18 protein-coding genes are annotated in these 16,385 nt (G+C 55.9%); 16 read left to right on the forward strand and 2 right to left on the reverse strand.

Annotated elements, in window-relative coordinates; all coding sequences use genetic code 11:
- Positions 1 to 17: 17 nt before the first annotated feature.
- Together KQI65_08660 and KQI65_08665 are read left to right on the forward strand one after the other, a co-directional pair.
- A complete protein-coding gene (locus KQI65_08660) occupies positions 18 to 494 on the forward strand; it encodes a DUF2306 domain-containing protein (GenBank protein ID MCB2204808.1) in 477 nt (158 codons plus the stop codon).
- 26 nt (positions 495 to 520) lie between these two features.
- Entirely contained in the window at positions 521 to 1,621 is a 1,101-nt protein-coding gene (locus KQI65_08665; GenBank protein MCB2204809.1) for a diguanylate cyclase, read from the forward strand.
- 58 nt (positions 1,622 to 1,679) lie between these two features.
- Here the strand turns inward: KQI65_08665 and KQI65_08670 are convergent, their stop codons facing one another.
- Positions 1,680 to 3,005, reverse strand: coding sequence for a DUF4041 domain-containing protein (locus KQI65_08670; protein MCB2204810.1), 1,326 nt, complete (start codon positions 3,003 to 3,005; stop codon positions 1,680 to 1,682).
- 180 nt (positions 3,006 to 3,185) lie between these two features.
- Here KQI65_08670 and KQI65_08675 point away from each other — a divergent pair, with 180 nt between their 5' ends.
- From KQI65_08675 to KQI65_08690, 4 genes are all read left to right on the forward strand, one after another.
- The gene (locus tag KQI65_08675) at positions 3,186 to 3,983 is read left to right on the forward strand and encodes a hypothetical protein (GenBank protein MCB2204811.1); all 798 of its coding nucleotides are present in this window, start codon (positions 3,186 to 3,188) and stop codon (positions 3,981 to 3,983) included.
- Positions 3,980 to 4,360 carry a DUF5615 family PIN-like protein gene (locus KQI65_08680; protein MCB2204812.1) on the forward strand — a complete coding sequence of 127 codons (381 nt, stop codon included), beginning with the start codon at positions 3,980 to 3,982 and terminating at the stop codon, positions 4,358 to 4,360. Before KQI65_08675 ends, KQI65_08680 begins: the two co-directional genes overlap by 4 nt.
- 52 nt (positions 4,361 to 4,412) lie before the next feature.
- Positions 4,413 to 4,760, forward strand: coding sequence for a DUF3024 domain-containing protein (locus KQI65_08685; GenBank protein MCB2204813.1), 348 nt, complete (start codon positions 4,413 to 4,415; stop codon positions 4,758 to 4,760).
- Positions 4,761 to 4,857: 97 nt separating this feature from the next.
- Positions 4,858 to 5,175 (forward strand): hypothetical protein, encoded by a 318-nt coding sequence (locus tag KQI65_08690; GenBank protein ID MCB2204814.1) that lies wholly within the window; start codon positions 4,858 to 4,860, stop codon positions 5,173 to 5,175.
- A gap of 77 nt (positions 5,176 to 5,252) precedes the next feature.
- On the opposite strand, the gene KQI65_08695 is transcribed toward KQI65_08690, so the two are convergent.
- A complete protein-coding gene (locus tag KQI65_08695) occupies positions 5,253 to 7,469 on the reverse strand; it encodes a T9SS type A sorting domain-containing protein (protein MCB2204815.1) in 2,217 nt (738 codons plus the stop codon).
- 202 nt (positions 7,470 to 7,671) lie between these two features.
- Between KQI65_08695 and KQI65_08700 the strand changes: the two genes are divergently transcribed.
- From KQI65_08700 to KQI65_08745, 10 genes are all read left to right on the forward strand, one after another.
- The gene (locus KQI65_08700; GenBank protein ID MCB2204816.1) at positions 7,672 to 8,343 is read left to right on the forward strand and encodes a hypothetical protein; all 672 of its coding nucleotides are present in this window, start codon (positions 7,672 to 7,674) and stop codon (positions 8,341 to 8,343) included.
- Positions 8,344 to 8,528: 185 nt separating this feature from the next.
- Entirely contained in the window at positions 8,529 to 9,386 is an 858-nt protein-coding gene (locus tag KQI65_08705) for a YfiM family protein (protein MCB2204817.1), read from the forward strand.
- A gap of 57 nt (positions 9,387 to 9,443) precedes the next feature.
- Positions 9,444 to 10,457, forward strand: coding sequence for an AraC family transcriptional regulator (locus KQI65_08710; GenBank protein MCB2204818.1), 1,014 nt, complete (start codon positions 9,444 to 9,446; stop codon positions 10,455 to 10,457).
- 103 nt (positions 10,458 to 10,560) lie between these two features.
- The gene (locus tag KQI65_08715; protein MCB2204819.1) at positions 10,561 to 11,424 is read left to right on the forward strand and encodes an NAD(P)H-binding protein; all 864 of its coding nucleotides are present in this window, start codon (positions 10,561 to 10,563) and stop codon (positions 11,422 to 11,424) included.
- Between the two features lie 4 nt (positions 11,425 to 11,428).
- Positions 11,429 to 11,923 carry a DUF1772 domain-containing protein gene (locus KQI65_08720; GenBank protein ID MCB2204820.1) on the forward strand — a complete coding sequence of 165 codons (495 nt, stop codon included), beginning with the start codon at positions 11,429 to 11,431 and terminating at the stop codon, positions 11,921 to 11,923.
- Positions 11,924 to 12,051: 128 nt separating this feature from the next.
- Positions 12,052 to 12,414: a YrdB family protein gene (locus tag KQI65_08725; protein ID MCB2204821.1), complete on the forward strand. Its 363-nt coding sequence runs from the start codon at positions 12,052 to 12,054 to the stop codon at positions 12,412 to 12,414.
- A complete protein-coding gene (locus KQI65_08730; GenBank protein MCB2204822.1) occupies positions 12,414 to 13,235 on the forward strand; it encodes a CPBP family intramembrane metalloprotease in 822 nt (273 codons plus the stop codon). Before KQI65_08725 ends, KQI65_08730 begins: the two co-directional genes overlap by 1 nt.
- Before the next feature lie 120 nt (positions 13,236 to 13,355).
- Positions 13,356 to 14,906, forward strand: coding sequence for a beta-lactamase family protein (locus KQI65_08735; protein ID MCB2204823.1), 1,551 nt, complete (start codon positions 13,356 to 13,358; stop codon positions 14,904 to 14,906).
- Between the two features lie 205 nt (positions 14,907 to 15,111).
- Positions 15,112 to 15,858 (forward strand): hypothetical protein, encoded by a 747-nt coding sequence (locus KQI65_08740; GenBank protein ID MCB2204824.1) that lies wholly within the window; start codon positions 15,112 to 15,114, stop codon positions 15,856 to 15,858.
- Positions 15,859 to 15,879: 21 nt separating this feature from the next.
- Positions 15,880 to 16,353: a GNAT family N-acetyltransferase gene (locus tag KQI65_08745; GenBank protein MCB2204825.1), complete on the forward strand. Its 474-nt coding sequence runs from the start codon at positions 15,880 to 15,882 to the stop codon at positions 16,351 to 16,353.
- Positions 16,354 to 16,385: the final 32 nt, after the last annotated feature.

Genomic DNA, 16,385 nt, shown 5'->3' on the forward strand with positions numbered 1-16,385 from the left:
TTCTTGTGAGGAATCCGATGTGGGTAAAAGATGCAATCCTGACAGCACATGTCGTGTTCGGGACAGTCGCGCTGGTTCTTGGTCCCGTTGCGATGACGGCACGAAAGGTCCGGGGACTGCACACGGAAGTTGGTGAAGCGTATCACTGGGTCGTCCTTGGAGTGTGTTTATCCGCAGGCATCCTCTCCGTGATGGGTTGGAGTCGCATCTGGTGGTTTTTCCCGATCGCATCAGGTTCCTATGCCTTCGCGCTTCTGGGGTATGTGGCGGCCAAACGGCGCTGGAAGGGTTGGCTCGGCGCGCATCTGACCGGCCAGGGAGGTTCTTATATTGCGATGTGTACGGCACTGCTGGTTGTGAACTGGCAAAGCCTGACAGGAATCTATGGTATTGCCGCGCTTATCGCGTGGGTGCTTCCGACAATCATCGGCACACCAATAATTGCCTGGATCAGCCGCCAGGTGGCGCAGGGTAAGCGTCCAAAGCTGCGGTGACCAGGATAACAGTGAAAGGGACGAGAATGCATGCGAAGTGGACGCTCCTGCTGGTGATCCTGCTCTTCAGCTCCTGCTCGAGTCAGGACAATTCGGACGGAGACAGGAGCGAGAATTCAGATGATCGTGCAATGGAAATGAGCGTGGGGGAAAAGGATACGAGCCTGCAGCTGAGGTATACCAGCGGGATCACCGCCATCTACGAGGACAGCAAGGGACGCTTCTGGTTCGGAAGCCAGAACGAGGGCGTGTGCATGTACGATGGCAGCGGGTTCACGTACTATACAATGAGTGATGGACTGAGCAACAATCAGGTCCGTTCGATTCAGGAAGACCGGGACGGCGTCATCTGGTTCGGAACGGCCAACGGGATTACCAGTTTCGACGGAGAGAAGTTGGAGATTCGTACCGGGGGGAATCACGGAATCCCGGATCCCGTCTCAGGGAATACCTGGCAGATGGCGTCCGACGACCTCTGGTTTCTCGGCGACAGCGGGATGCATGCAGGCTACTCCGATGGACAGGGTACGTACCGGTATGATGGTCGATCGCTCACGTATCTGTCCTTCCCTCTGCCACCCGGAGCAAAGCGGGACGATAGCTATCTGGTCACCGGCATCGTGAAGGGACGCAACGGAACGGTCTGGTTCGCAACCTATCCGGCCGTGTTCGGATATGACGGACAATCCTTCACGATCATCAACGACAAGACCGCGGGAACCGGATCCGGAGCTGAACGACTTCATGTCCGCAGCATCTTCGAAGACAGCAGGGGACATCTCTGGATAGGCAACAACGGACTCGGCGTGCTGCACTACGACGGTGAGACCGTCACCAACTTTACCGAACAGCAAGGACTCAGCCTCAGGGAAAAAGGTCCGACCGGCTCCCTCGGCCGCATCTTCTCCATCGCGGAAGACGCCGCCGGCAACATCTGGTTCGGATCACGCGACAACGGCGCCTGGCGCTACGATGGTACGTCCCTGACAAACTTCACCATGAAGGACGGCCTGACCAGCAGCATGGTCTGGACCATCTACCGGGACAGCAAGGACGTCCTCTGGTTCGGCATGGCCGACGGCAGCGTATGCCGCTTCGATGGCGAGGGGTTTGACAGGACCTACTGATTCTCTTAGTGCATGTTTATGACAAAAACGAACGCTGAATTTTTTTATGACAGCAGGGCTATAATTCAGCAGGATACACCTCTTCAACTGGCTCCTTGCTCTTGTTGAGAGACTCGCGGAGCGCCTGAGTTTCCCTGTACTCTTTGGCCTCTGCAAGTTTCGTGAACTCAATTTCCGCATTCTCTTTGCGCACTTCGGTTTCAATGTCTGCAAGTGAAACGTCGAAATACTCTCGTCTCAGGTTAACGAGGTTGACTCGTTTGTCTTCAAATTTCTTGTGCAATGCATTCTCCAGGCTCGGTGCATCCTCTGAGAAAATCATTGCATGAACATCGAAGTTGAAAGGAACGGAAGCGTCGCCCAGCTCTTTTACGCGATCGAGTGGCTCCAATCGGCGAGTCATGCCAATTTTGTATACATTCTCTCCAAAGGAGCCAATGTTGGAGATAACGTACACATGACCTCGTTTGGTCTGCTCTGCCATTGAAAGTGCTCGCTGACCCTTTTCCTCTGCCTCTTTCAACTGCTGTTCTAATGCTTCCATTTCGGCTTTCAGCTTATCCAGTTCTTCGCCGCTCGCTTTCTCCACGTCCGCCCGCGCTTTTTCAAGAGCCTTTTTGTATCGAGCTTCTTCCTGCTCAGCATCTTTTTTCGCTTTTTCGAATTCCCTGCGTGCTTTTTCTTCCTCCCGCATCTCTTCACGGATACGACGCTGTTCCTCCTTCTCGTCCTGCAGTTTCTCCTGGTATTCATGGCTAACGTGAAGCTCGTCGATGCGCACCTGAAGATACTCGTCGGTAAGCCATATATTCATCGGCTCACCGGCTTTGTTTACCGCTTCGAACGACTTCCGGATTCGTGCTTCCATTCGATCGAAATTATTCCATTTTACCTTGGCAATGGCTGCATCGCACTCACCGTTAAAAGCACGTAGCATGAGTTTGGAGCTACGATTAATCATCTTTGTCCCTTCTGCTTTGCTGCCGCCAACTTGCCAGTTCGTCGGACAGATATAAGAAGTTTTGTCCCGAATCATCTGTTTTCTTTTGTCTTGAAGCTCATCGAGCTTCTTCTTGTATTTCTCAGATGAATCGAAACTGTATTGGGGTTCGTAGATACCAAAGGACTTCATTTCAAGATTGTCTTCAAGAATCTGAACCTCTTTCGATAGATTCTCGAAAACCTCTTTTTTCGCCTTGTACGAACTTCGCAGATCCTCGATTTCTTTCTCAGTTTCGCTAACCTGTTTCTTCCGATCGCGAACCTCTTTGTCAACATCGATTACGTCTTTGTACCGATTTTTAAGCTTCAGGTACGTGACCAGCAGAAAAATTGCCACCGCAAGAAACACGACCGCCAGAACGAGACTTATCTCTTCCAACATGCTCCACTCCATAATAGTTAGGCTAATAAGTGTTTATTATCCCGTATTGATGATATTTGGAAGTTAGCTCTGACGTGTTTTGAATGCAATGTCCGGTAACAGAATCGTTTGCTAAGGCTCCTCCGTTCGCAAGGCACGTGTACAGAACCAACAACTTTCTGCCATGCACAGTGAAAGCACTTGCGCAGCTACGGGTACGCGGTTAATTTTAGTCTCATTCAGGAACAACTCCTTGCCGGAGAGATGATAGATAACTTTGCATCAGCCACAGGAACTGTACGGGATCGGGACATCGAAGAGCTGGAAAGTGTGCTGGATGTACCTGCATATCCCGCTGCCGAGGCGGCCCGTCTCATTGGCTTGAAGGCGGACCGGGTCCGTCGCTGGCTGAAAGGATATACGTACGCACTACATGCCAGGCAGGTACATCAGAACCCGGTCGTATCAGGTTCGCAGGCGAGCGAGACGAGCTACGCTTCATTCCTCGATCTCATCGACCTGCTGTTCGTGAAGCAGTTTCTGGATCATGGGATCAGTCTTCAAAGGATCAGGAAAGCTCTGGACGAAGCTTCTCACATTCTTGAAACCCGACATTTCGCCCGGCAAAGTTTTTTCACGGATGGGAAAGATCTGTACCTGCAGGTCAAGGATCAGGGTGATGCGATTCTCGAGCTGTTGTCGGGAGGACAATGGGTTATCCCTGAAATCATCACCGAACTTGCACAGCAGATTGAGTTTGGCGAACATCTCGGGTTGGCGAGAAAGTGGTATCCGCTCGGAGGCGATCGTTCGATTGTGATCGATCCCTCTGTAGCTTATGGCCGACCTTCTATTGTCGGGAAAGGAGTCATGACGGCGAATGTCTATGATTTCTATCTTGCTGAAGGACGTGAGATTCGACCGACATGCAGATGGTTGGATCTTACCCAGAAGCAGGTTCAAGATGCAGTACAATTCGAGGAATCGCTCGCTGCATGAAAGCATTTGTGGACAATAACCTCAGTTCGAAGTTGGCTGCAGGTATGAAGGGATTCGGGGAGGACGTCGTTCATCTAAAAGAAATTTTTCCAGATGACACTCCAGACGCCGACTGGTTGCCATACGTCGGCCAGAATGATATGATTCTCGTTACACGTGATAATAAGATTCGTTGGAATCCTTCAGAGATTGCTGCATTTAAGGCGCATAATGTTGGTGCATTTTTCCTGAGTGGGAAAAAGCGTACAGCTTGCGAGTTGATACAACAACTCGTTCGCAACTACCCCAGAATGAAAGAGCTGGCGGGAAAGACGCGACGCCCTTTCATGTTTCGTGTGCCGCCTAATGGGACGAAAATCGAGCAGCTGCAACCTTGATCCTGCTTTCGGTATGCTTTGAGAATTGTTCATACTCCATCAAGGACCACTTATGGCATTGAGCGAGATTGAAATGAAGCATTGCGAGGCAGCGTTGTCGGCGTTCATCGAGAAGCGACGGCCACCTGCACATCTCCGAAGCCAGCTGGATCTTGCATACAGGATCGAGCGGCAAAGCGTGGAAATTCTGGAGATCCGCGCAGATTGGCGAAACCCCGCAAGAAAAATTGAGCGACCTGTGGCAAAGGCGACGTTCGTGAGGAGCCAGAATGTTTGGAGGATCTTCTGGCAGCGCGCTGACCTCAAATGGCATCGCTACGACCCGGATTCGGGAGTGGATCGCATTGAAGACGTTCTCCGCGTGATCGACATCGATGAGTTCGGCTGTTTCTTTGGATGACTGCTCCGTGCATGTTCCCTAGGCCGGCGGTATTGCGCAGAGTAGGAGACAACGCTGGCATGAATTGATCTACTGAACACGCTACCAAGGAGGGCGCATGAATATCCGCTTTGAATACATGTACCGGGACGCCGCGAACTACAAGCTCAGGGACGATGTGGTGTTTGCGAACAGGAACAACTTATCGGTAGATGCTCTGACCACGGAGATTCAGAAGGGACTGATTGACGGGGAGTTCTTTGTTGCAGAGGACGTTGGGATACCGCCCCTTAAGTTCGAGCGCTACGATCCTGATCTCGATCATGGCTGGCATTGGTTCAGTGAAGTCAGTCTGACGGACGATCAAGTCACGGATTCTGAGGGACGCGATATCAGTGAACTGATCTCTGCACTGCAATCCGTCGTGCAGCTTTAACTGCCGAAACTACTTTTCCGCTACGATTTATGCCACGCACCCACACTATGATGGGTCTGTGTAGTATTGTCGTGCTATCACTGCACGATAACCCTCCTCCTCAACGTCATTCCTTCCATCTGCGCGGTCAGAATGTATGATCCTGGTGGGATTGCAGGAAGCAGTACGTTGCGGGTGAGTTGGTTGGTGAAGTGAAGTTGGGTGTCCTGCCAGACTTGCTTGCCGAGGGTGTTGTAGAGGGTGAGGGTGACGGATTGGGTGCCCTCGGATTGCAGGGTGACGGTGAAGCTGCCGTTGCTGGGGTCGGGGTAGACGTTGAGTTGTGGGGTGTGGGGACTCACGGCGTCCAGGCCGAGTACAGTCACGGCGAAGGGGAGCGACATGGTACCGCAGCCGCTGGTGTCGGTGATGTACACGGTGTAGCTGCCGGGAAAGAGGATGAAGTGGCTTCGGCCGGTGCCGTTGGGGATGGGTTGTCCATCGAGATACCATTGCCAGGTGAGGGCGTCGACGGTGCGGAGGGTGTCGCCGATGCGTGTGATGGGGGGCACGGGGGGCGGATTCTTTTCCTCGATGCCGTACATGGCCGAGCGTCCCCAGCAGCCGTAGGGTCCGCGCACGTACACGTTGTAGTTTCCTCCCTTCGTGACGATGATGCTGCGCGTGGTGTCGCCGGTGCTCCAGCGGTATTGCGTCGAATCACGGTTGGCGGTCAGCAGGACGGTGTCGCCCGGACAGAATTTGAATCCACCGGTCACGGTGACGCCCGGATGGAAGACCGGGTAGTGCATGATGGTCACGCTGTCGGAAAAGGCGATGCGTCCAAGCGAATCACCCACGATCACGGTGTAGATTCCCGCACTTTTCGCGGTGCAGTAGCGGGACTTACTTCCATTGCTCCAGCTGTAGTCCTGCCAGCCCGCGCCGGCGTCCAGCTCGATGCTGTCTCCCTGGCAGATGGTGTGCGTTCCACCGGGTGTGATGGAAATGGGATCCAGCCTCATCTCGGCGCCGGGAACGGTGAACTGCATGGTGCAGGATTCACTCCATCCGGTGTCCGCCAGCACTTCCATGCTCAGGGTGTGCGATTTGTCAAAGCGCTCAAGACGCTGCCGCATTTCCCACTGCACGGTGGCGCTGCCGCCGGGGGGAATGGTTGACGGCTGCGTCAGCTTGGTGTCATTCCCCGGGAAATCGGGTCCGCTGAAGGCGAGGATGGAATACAGCTCTCTCTTCAGTTTTGCCTGCGCGTTGTACACGGTCTTGCTGCCGGGATTGTATACGGTGCCCGTCACGATGAACGGCATGGGTGCGGGCAATCCGGTGGCAGTGTCGATAAGGATATCCTGCACGCTGAGATCGCAGTTCAGCAGCACCGTACCCACGGCGGGAACATTCATCTTCGTGCAGCACGTGCTCCCCTGCGTGTTCGCAAACGTCGCGATCGCGCAGATGTCCAGCGTGTCTCGCTGCGCGCGCGGCTTCGCCCGCAGTATCCATTCCGCGGTAGCCTTGCCGTCGACAGGAACAATGTCCGGTGTCATGGGTTGCAAGGACTGCGCCGGACTGACCAGCGTAAATGCTGTGGTGTCGTAGGACAAACGGGCCATGGCGCCGGTGGCTTCCCGGCTGCCGTTGTTCGATACCTGCATGGAAACGAGAATGGAGTCGGGGTCGTACCTCTGTTGTGCTTCGGACCAGTGGATTCCCCGCGGTGCGCTGATGGAACACAGGATGTTCGGGTTACGCGGAAACAGGCATTGCGCGGAGCTGTCGATGCGCAGCGCATACTTGCTGGTGTCGATCTGCAGGTCGTAGGGATGCAGGGGGCCGCAGGTGAGGGTGTCCGGATCCGCTGTCTGGAATACGAGATGACAAAGTATGCCGTCGTATGGAATGCGCTTCCCCTCGAGGAATTCGATGCGGTGTCCCGCCCCAACCGGCGTAATACGTGACTGCACTCCGTTCAGAAGGAGTCCGTCCGATTGATCAATCCCGGTCAATTTCATCAGGGAAGTATCATAGCTCAGCACAAAGCTGAACGGGGGAATGCTGTCTACATAATTTTCCAGGCTGAGCCATATCGGAACCGGCGATCCGGCCAGTGAGGTTCCACCCATGATGCGCATGTGCAGCGAGGCTTTCGCGGCGGCTGGTGTCAGCGCATCTACACTTTCCTGCGCTTCGAGAGATTGTGGGAAAAGCAGCACGAGCAGCAGCAGGAGTATTCCCGCCAGACCTCTTCCAAGCGAATGATTGAGGGAAAAGGGGCGGACCGCAGGAATACGCAACATCGTTTCACCATGTGTTTGTGGGATCGCAATGCCAGAAAAACACGGAGTGCAGGACAAAGTTACAGCGGTATGATTCCTCAGGCCGATTTCCTAGATTGCCGATCGAGGATAAAGTTGTCGGAATCCGGTTCCACACGCTGTCACGTGAACGGCCGATTTCGAAGGCGATGACAGGTATCAGGCTCACGGAAATTCGAGAGTGATGGACACTGCATTTACTCAGACGGCGCGGCGCTTCGGGATTGCGTCCGCGATTATTCTCGCGACTCTGCTCGTGGCGTACGCGATTACGCTGGCCGTGGGATTCATGTCGCTGGAATCCCCGGATCAGCCCATCGGCGATCCGATGTTCACCATACTCGAAGTGCTCATCCTCACCATGATGCCCGCCATGGTGGCGCTCATGGTGGCGGTGCATACATGGACGCCAGTCTGCTTCAAGGTATTCAGTCTGACCGCGGTCGCGTTCATGTCCATGCTCGCTGTCGTGACATCCGCGCTGCATTTCCTCATACTCACGCTCAGCCGTCAGCCGGAGTTCGCTACGCTGTCTTCACTGCCGCTGCTCGTCGCCTTCAAATGGCCCTCCGTCGCCTACGCACTCGACATTCTCGCGTGGGATGTGTTCTTCGCACTCGCCATGCTGTTCGCCGCGCCGGTGTTCAGCGGCAGTGGGATTGCGCGGTCCGTACGCTACAGCATGATCACGAGCGGAGTGCTGGCATTGGCGGGACTCAGTGGCGTCGTCACCGGCGATATGCAGCTGCGGAATATCGGTATCGTCGGCTACCTCGGGGTGTTCCTCATTGTTGTCGTGCTCCTGGCCGTTCTTTTCCATCGCACTGCGCCGACTCCGTCGGAACGCGCGGAGTGATCAGCATGTGGCATCGATTGCCTCAGCAAAAAGAAGCGCGCAGACGATGCAGCGTTTTGCTTCCTGCCCGAAATCGGATCACGGCGTTCCTGCTGCTCTTCATGGTTTTTGCGCAGACAGCATATCTCGCAGCACAGACTCGTTCGGTAGCGGGGGATGGCAGTGCGATGGTGGAGCACATTGCGATGGCAGATCATCCTGCAATGGGCGACACAACGCACCAGCCATCCATCAACATATACACTGCGGCCGGAGTGACGGGTGCGTACTATGCGGCTTCACTGTTTGTGCTGAGCGAGACGTGGTATAAGGACAGAGAGTATGTGCCCTTCCATTTCTACAACGACAACAGGGCGTACCTGCAGGTGGACAAGATGGGACATGTGTTCGGTTCCTACGTCTACAGTTACATCGGCTTCCACCTTCTTCGGGAGTCGGGATTCAGCCGGGAGCAGTCGCTGCTCTACGGGGCGACGCTGGGACTCGTACTGCAGACGCCCGTCGAAATCATGGACGGTATTCATGAAGGCTACGGCTTTTCATGGGGGGATATGGCCGCCAACGCCGCGGGCTCAGCGCTGGTGTTGCTGCAGGAAGTGCTGTTCCGGGAGCAGCTCGTAACCTACAAGTTCAGCTACAGGGAATCCGACTACGCAGGCAAAGCGAACGGCTACCTCGGGACCAACACCTTCGACCGCGTATTCAATGATTACAACGGTCACACCTACTGGCTGTCCTGTCCCATCAACAAAATCGTACCGAACACGATCACGCCGGACTGGCTCAATATTGCCGTGGGATATGGGGCGAACGGGATGTACGGGGAGTTCACGAACAGAAGCGAATACAACGGCGTCACCATTCCCCCCGCCACGCGATACCGGCAGTACCTGCTTTCCCTCGACATCGACTGGAGCAGGATCGAGACGGACTCCAGCATCCTGAACATCATCCTGAAAGCGCTGACCTTCATCAAGCTTCCCTTCCCCGCACTGGAATACACGTCGGAAGGTGTGCTGAAGGGACATTACCTCTATTTCTGAATTCCCATGCCAATTTCGTAGGTTTGTTCTCTCACACCTATAGATAGGATTCGCGGCATGGGCAGCATCACGGCACTGTTTGTCAGGAAAGTACTGTGTGTTCTCGACACGGAGCGCAGCACGGATGCCATGCTGCGCTCGGTGGGGATTGAGCCGGACAGTCCGGTCGATCCCTCGCAGATGATTCCTGCGGATGAGTACTATGCACTACTCGAACGGGCCACCGAGGTCGATGCGCATCCGACGACGATTCCGTTGCGTGCGGGTGCGGCGATGCGGTGTGAGGACTACGGGGCGTTTGGACTGGCGTGGAAATCGGCTACCGATCTGCGTGGATCCTATGAGCGGGCCGAGCGCTATGCGCGTGTGCTGACAAGCGTTTCCAGGTATGAGGTGGAAGTGGTAACCGGGGGTGCGCTCATGCATCTGCACAGGGAGGGACGAAGACGCCTGGGTCTGCGGCTTTCCAATGAAGCGACTATCGCAAGTATCGCCGCGATCAGCCGCGAGGTTTCCACTGAAGCGTTCGCTCCGATGGCGGTGTACTTCAAGCATCCGGCGCCGGAATCGATCGCGGAACACGAAGCGTACTTCGGGTGTCCGGTACACTTTTCGTCCAATAAGGACGCGCTTCTTGTCTCGGATGCAGCTCTGCGCGTGCCGAACAGCGTTGGTGATGCGGGCATTTCCCGCTTCTTTGAATCGCATCTCGATGAGGAAGTGGCACGCATTGAAGACCATGACACGCTGGACCGGCAGGTCCGTCTGAACGTGTCGCAATCCCTCAGCGGGGGCGTCCCGACGCTCTCGGAAATCGCGAAAGGACTCGGCATGAGCAGCCGCACGCTGCAGCGAAGGTTGTCCGATCTCGGGTATACGTATCAGACGCTGGTGGATGATTCCCGCCGTCAGCTTGCGCAGCATCTGCTGCAGGAAAGCGACTTCTCCCTGGTCGATGTCGCGTTCATGACGGGCTTTTCAGAACAGAGTGCGTTTACACGCGCGTTCAAACGCTGGGAGGGACAAACCCCGCGTTCCTTCCGCATCGCTTCCCAATCCGATTCCCTCTAAAACCTCATCTGGCGCATGCTGCCAAAACGTTGGCGGGATGCGTCAAGAGTTCGTTGCCCGGGACTGGTATTATTCTCCTGTCATTCAACACAAGGAGAATACCATGAGTACTACTCGAAATACATCGCAGCTTCATGAAGGACGTACACTCGTGCTCGGCGGCACGGGGAAAACCGGCAGCAGGGTTGCGAGAGCACTGAAGGAGAAAGGCATGCCGGTTCGCATCGGATCGCGTTCCGCTTCCCCGGCGTTTGACTGGAGCAATGAAGCGGGGTGGGATGCCTGTCTGCAGGAAGTCGACGCGGTTTACATCAATTATGCGCCGGACCTTGCCATGCCCGGGGCGACGGATTCCATACAGGCCTTCGTCGATCGCGCCCGGAAGCATGGCGTCAAAAGGCTGGTCCTGCTCTCCGGCCGGGGCGAGCCGGAAGCGCAGGCCTGTGAACGCATTGTGCAGGAGAGCGGACTCGAATGGACCATCGTCCGCGCCAGCTGGCTCAATCAGAACTTCTCGGAGGGTGCATTTATCGACATGGTGCATGCCGGACAGATCACCCTACCGACAGGTGATGCGAAGGAACCGTTTGTCGATGTCGACGATATCGCTGAAGTCGTCGTCGCCGCGTTGTCCGAAACCGGTCATAGCGGCGAAGTATATGAACTCACGGGTCCGCAACTGATGACGTTCTCGGATGTCGCTGACGAACTCTCAAAAGCGACGGGTCGAGAAATCGCATACGTACAGATTACGCATGAGTCTTTCATCCAGGGCGTGAAGGAATCCGGTGCGCCGAAGGATGTGGTCTGGATGCTCGACTATCTTTTCGCGAGCGTGCTCGACGGACGCAATGCGTACCTGGCCGACGGCATCGAGCGCGCGCTGGGTCGTCCCCCGAAAGCCTTCACCGCCTATGCCCGTGAGGCTGCATCCACGGGCGTGTGGCAGACAGCAGTGCAGGGGTGACATCATGGATATTCTGCACATTGCCATAATACTGTCGGCGTTGCTCTGCTCCCTGGCTGCGGGACTCTCCCTCGCATTCGCCATCATCGTGATGCCGGGGATTCGTACACTTGATGACCATGACTATCTTCGCGCCTTTGCTGCGGTGGATCGCGTGATACAGAACCACAGCCTGCTGTTTATCCTCGTCTGGGGCGGTTCGATCGTCGCGGTCCTGATGATGCTCGTTCTTGGCTCCCTTCACGCGGAGGGAGCCTATCGGATGCTCATCTGGATCGCCACTGCTGCGTACTTTCTCGGCGTGCAGCTGCCGACTGTTGTGGTCAACGTCCCGCTGAACAACGCACTGCAACGCCATGACCTCGCAGCGATGTCCACTGAACAGCTCCGCATCGCTCGTGAAAACTTTGAACCACCCTGGGTCCGCTGGAACGCGATAAGGACGCTCTTCGCCGTACTCACGAGCGCAGTTCTGATCATCCTGGTATTCGGCCTGTGATCAGATCCGGGTTACCGGAACTTCACCCACCCATCGGAACTATTCCACGCCGAATCACGCTGTTTTGTATATGGCTCGATACGGTGGTGATGCATTCACCACCGTATCCGGGCCGGAAAGGACGCAGTATGGATACACTCAGCTTGGCACAGAAGCGCAACCTCACGCTTCGCGCACTGCTGGAAATGGGTATTGTCGCAGCACTCGGGTATTGGGGATATGTAACGGGCGATACGGCGGCATCCAGCATCGTCTTTCTCATCGTCTTCCCCGTCGTCGGCTTCGGAATCTGGGGCGCGATCGATTTTCATCAGCTCGGGAAACACGCCGAGTACTTCAGGCTCGGCGAGGAGCTCGTCATCTCACTACTCGCCGCCTATGGACTTTATGCCGCTGAAGCACCAGCGCTCGCGCTTCTCCTCGCCATCCTCACCATCGTCTATCATACACTGGTATACACATCCGGAGAAAGGTTGTTGAAGGAGCAGTGATGGCCGTCTCCTGGATGTCCATACTTCGCATCGTCATCGCTTATGTGATTTATTTCGCAGGCGCCATACTCACTGCATTCGGCATTCGCAGGTTCGCCGGCGATTTGCAGGACTTCACCGTTCGAAATTCTCCGCGTGTGCTGCTGCTTGGTGGACTCGCCAATGTCGTGATCATGCTCGCGATTCTTTCGCTTCTGCGTTTCTGGGATGAGAGACCGCTCTCCGCGCTAGGACTCGCTTTTGCTCCCACTGACTTCTTCGCCGCCATTGCCGGAATGCTTGCCACCTTCCTCCTGGCAGTTGCGTACCTTGCACTGCTGCATCGCACCAGGCGTATCGAATCGATTGAAATCGTGAAGCCGGTGGTAGTCCACTCGGATGTGATCAATCTGCTCATTGGTCTCAGCGTACTTGTGGCGATTGTGCTGCAGGAAGAAATTCTCAATCGTGGGTATCTCACGCTCAATCTCTTTCCCCTTGACCCGCTCGTGATCATCGTGGTATCCACCGCGACCTTTGTGCTGATTCATTTCCTGACCAATCGTGTGAGTCTGTATCAGGTGGTCAGCTGGACCATGGGTGGCCTGGTGCTGGTGACGGCGTACCTGCTCAGCGGCTCCCTCTGGCTTGCCGCCGCTCTGCATTACGCAAACGATGCCGCGAATATGTTGGTGTTCAACATCACGGGACAGTATTCCTTCATCAGAACGTCACCTTCACTGACCGAAGCGCAGCGCGCTGGATTCCGTGTTCTCTACGGTGTCGTGATTCTTTCTCTACTTGTTAGTTTCTATGGTGTGAAGTTCCATTTACCCGGATAGGAACGAGCACAGACTGTCGTTCCATCCTCCTTCACGAACGATGTTGGTATCCGTCCTACTTGTCCTGTATCTTGGAAATACAAAACTGGACATCTCACATCATGTGCAGGAGGCGGGGATATGCACGCCTTCCGAATTTTCCTTTTCATCACGTTCCCGGTCATCGCCCTGATCGGCTGCGGGAACACGGCCACGATGTCATATCCCGACGGGGAGGAAAGCGGAGTCAGGGAATCGGACCCGATCGAAGGGGTGTGGATCTGTACCGAGGAGACGGCGTCGCATTTCGGCTCGAACGTCGTGCGCAATGCGCTCTATCTTCGGCGGCACGCGGGGGATACACGGGATGCGGGCGATGGGCACAGTGTCCTGCAGGCGCAGGCCTGCTTCGTGCGCGATGGCGACTTCAGCATGACGTGGGAGCTGCGCGATGCGAGATATGATGAGGACGCGCGGCGTCTCACGATTCTCGATGCGGATGAAGACACGCTCATTGCGTATGCGGAAGGCAGCGGAGAGCGTCTCCGTGGCGCGATGCATTTTCAGGATGGCTCTGTCGATTCGCTCAGCTTCGTGCGGATGAACGATCCCGCGCTGGCGCAGCGCTGCTTCTTCCCTCTTCCACCGGATGCGGATGGACACTACACATACCATCCGCCCGACCAGCTCGAAGACGGCGTTCGTACAGCGACGCTGGGTGGACAGCACATGCGTGATGCGATGCGAAAGGTGATGGAGCGCATTCTCGGCATGGAGTTCGGGCATCTCGAGTCGCTGCTTATACTTCACCATGGCGCGCTCGTGGTGGAGGAGTATTTCTACGGCTTCGACCGCGACCGCCTGCATCGCATCAACTCCTGCACCAAAAGCGTCACCTCGCTGCTGCTGGGCAGTGCGCTCGAGCAGCATCCCGAAGTGCGCACCGATCAGCCGCTGTTCAGCCTGTTTCCGCGGCATGCGGAGCTGGGGTCCGGCTGGGGTGGAGCAATGACGCTCGCGCATGTGATGACCATGACGGCCGGATACGATACAGATGAAGGGGACGACCCGGATGAAGCGGACGATTGGGTGCGCGCACTTCTCGTCAGAAAACGAGTCCACCAGCCCGGCTCCACCTTCGCCTATGACAATGGCTGTACAGAGATTCTCTGTGCCCTCATCGAGCAGCTGGAAGGTGTGCCGGTGCATGATTATGCGAAACAGCGCCTCTTCGATCCGATGGGAATATCCACGTACAGCTGGACGCTCGCCGACAACGGGTTCCCGGAGTGTGCGAGCGGACTCCACTTGCGTCCGAGGGACATGGCGAAAATCGGATTGCTCGTGCTCAACAACGGCGCGTGGCAGGGGAAGCCGCTCATTCCTTCGGCATGGATCCGGGAATCCACCACTCCCCACGTCCGCGAAAGCGACTTCTTCGACTACGGCTATCAGTGGTGGTGCCGTTCAAAGGACAATAAGCACTGGTGGGAAAGGTCAGCCACACGCACAACTGAAGAACCCAGACTGGTCACCGCACTCGGGGCGGGGGGACAGTATATCATGGTGCTCCGCGACCTCGACATGGTCGTCGTCACCACGGCTTCGGACTACCACAGCGGGCACATCGCACGCAGTAAAATCCCCATGGTGATCGAAGCCATCGTCCCGGCACTGCTGAAAGGGAACTGATCCGCAGCGCCTCCTCTCTGACAATGGATTGCCATAAATGGAATGCCTTATATTGAAAGGCAACAACCATGAACGCATCTGGAATGCAGAACCATGCTTTGGGCGGTGTCCCCGGCACGAATTCTCATCGCTGGCGGTCTGTCGACATTGCGTTTCAGTGCGGATGTGGAAGGAGAGGAATGACTGCAGGATGAAAGGAGGATGAATGAAAACAGTATTCAGCATTTGCATAAGCGCACTGCTTCTGATCAGCGTGCTGCCGAGGGACGCGCGAGCGCAGGTGGATCTCGACATCGAAACCGGTGTCGCCATCTCCGGCTACAACGACGTTCGCGTGCCCGGCAAGGGCGGGACGGACATATCCCTCTCCGAAGAACTCGAAGCTGACCCCACAGCGTTTTACCGCATCCGCGTGCTGTATCATTTCAGCGAACGCCATCACCTGGGCGCGCTGTACGCACCGCTGACCATACACTCCGAAGGACAAATAAACCGTGCGCTTGTATTCGAAGGCGAAACCTTTCCGTCGAAGACGGCGCTGGAAACCTCGTACAAGTTCAATTCCTACCGCCTGTTTTACCGCTACGATTTTCTGCGCAGCGACGACCTCGAAATCGGCGCCGGTTTCACGGCGAAAATCCGCGACGCGCGTATCGCTGTCGAAGGCGGGGGACGCACATCCGAAAAAACCAACGTCGGCTTTGTGCCCATTATCAATTTCCGTCTGCTGTGGAAGTTCGCTGGCGACTTTGCGCTGTTGCTGGATGGGAACGCCCTCGCAGCACCGCAGGGCCGTGCCGAGGACGTGCTCGCCGCGCTGCTCTACCGCGTCAACGACCGGCTGCAGCTCAAGGCCGGCTACCGCATTCTCGAAGGCGGCGCCGACAACGACGAAGTCTACAGTTTTACCCTGATCAACTATGCCGCGGTCGGGGCGATTTACCAATTCTGACATGTTGGCGAAGGAAAGACGATGACGAGGACCATCCGGAAGTATCGCGAGACAGATCTGGAAGCTGTGATTTCCGCATGGGAAAGCACGCAGTCGCTTGCGCATCCTTTCCTGCCGGATGCGTTCCAGCAGCAGGAGAAGAAGAACATACGCGAACTCTATCTGCCGAATGCGGATACGTGGGTCGTGGAGGAGGACGGTCAGGTCGTCGGTTTCATTGCGCTCATCGGAAATGAAATCGGGGGATTGTTCGTGCAGCCTGCGCATCACGGCAGGAAACTGGGCAAGCAGCTGGTCGACAAAGCACGGGAGCTGCACGGCGATCTCGTCGTCGAAGTATTCGAGAAAAATGCCATCGGACGACATTTCTATGCGCAATATGGCTTCACAGAGATCGAGAGCAAGCTGCACCGGGAAACCGGAGAGGCAGTGCTGCGCCTCGAAATCAATGCAGACATCGCCAGGGAGCAGAGCACCGCTCCCCGATCTGCCTGATACGATCCCACCATTCGAACAACACCGGAGAA

This window comes from bacterium, assembly GCA_020444325.1.
GTDB lineage: Bacteria > Bacteroidota > Ignavibacteria > SZUA-365 > SZUA-365 > BM516.

Coding starts and splice junctions, on each gene's coding strand:
- KQI65_08660 (MCB2204808.1), top strand. CDS start 18: ATGTGGGTAAAAGATGCAATCCTGACAGCACATGTCGTGTTCGGGACA.
- KQI65_08665 (MCB2204809.1), top strand. CDS start 521: ATGCATGCGAAGTGGACGCTCCTGCTGGTGATCCTGCTCTTCAGCTCC.
- KQI65_08670 (MCB2204810.1), bottom strand. CDS start 3,005: ATGTTGGAAGAGATAAGTCTCGTTCTGGCGGTCGTGTTTCTTGCGGTG.
- KQI65_08680 (MCB2204812.1), top strand. CDS start 3,980: ATGAAAGCATTTGTGGACAATAACCTCAGTTCGAAGTTGGCTGCAGGT.
- KQI65_08685 (MCB2204813.1), top strand. CDS start 4,413: ATGGCATTGAGCGAGATTGAAATGAAGCATTGCGAGGCAGCGTTGTCG.
- KQI65_08690 (MCB2204814.1), top strand. CDS start 4,858: ATGAATATCCGCTTTGAATACATGTACCGGGACGCCGCGAACTACAAG.
- KQI65_08695 (MCB2204815.1), bottom strand. CDS start 7,469: ATGTTGCGTATTCCTGCGGTCCGCCCCTTTTCCCTCAATCATTCGCTT.
- KQI65_08700 (MCB2204816.1), top strand. CDS start 7,672: ATGGACACTGCATTTACTCAGACGGCGCGGCGCTTCGGGATTGCGTCC.
- KQI65_08705 (MCB2204817.1), top strand. CDS start 8,529: ATGGCAGATCATCCTGCAATGGGCGACACAACGCACCAGCCATCCATC.
- KQI65_08710 (MCB2204818.1), top strand. CDS start 9,444: ATGGGCAGCATCACGGCACTGTTTGTCAGGAAAGTACTGTGTGTTCTC.
- KQI65_08715 (MCB2204819.1), top strand. CDS start 10,561: ATGAGTACTACTCGAAATACATCGCAGCTTCATGAAGGACGTACACTC.
- KQI65_08720 (MCB2204820.1), top strand. CDS start 11,429: ATGGATATTCTGCACATTGCCATAATACTGTCGGCGTTGCTCTGCTCC.
- KQI65_08725 (MCB2204821.1), top strand. CDS start 12,052: ATGGATACACTCAGCTTGGCACAGAAGCGCAACCTCACGCTTCGCGCA.
- KQI65_08730 (MCB2204822.1), top strand. CDS start 12,414: ATGGCCGTCTCCTGGATGTCCATACTTCGCATCGTCATCGCTTATGTG.
- KQI65_08735 (MCB2204823.1), top strand. CDS start 13,356: ATGCACGCCTTCCGAATTTTCCTTTTCATCACGTTCCCGGTCATCGCC.
- KQI65_08740 (MCB2204824.1), top strand. CDS start 15,112: ATGAAAACAGTATTCAGCATTTGCATAAGCGCACTGCTTCTGATCAGC.
- KQI65_08745 (MCB2204825.1), top strand. CDS start 15,880: ATGACGAGGACCATCCGGAAGTATCGCGAGACAGATCTGGAAGCTGTG.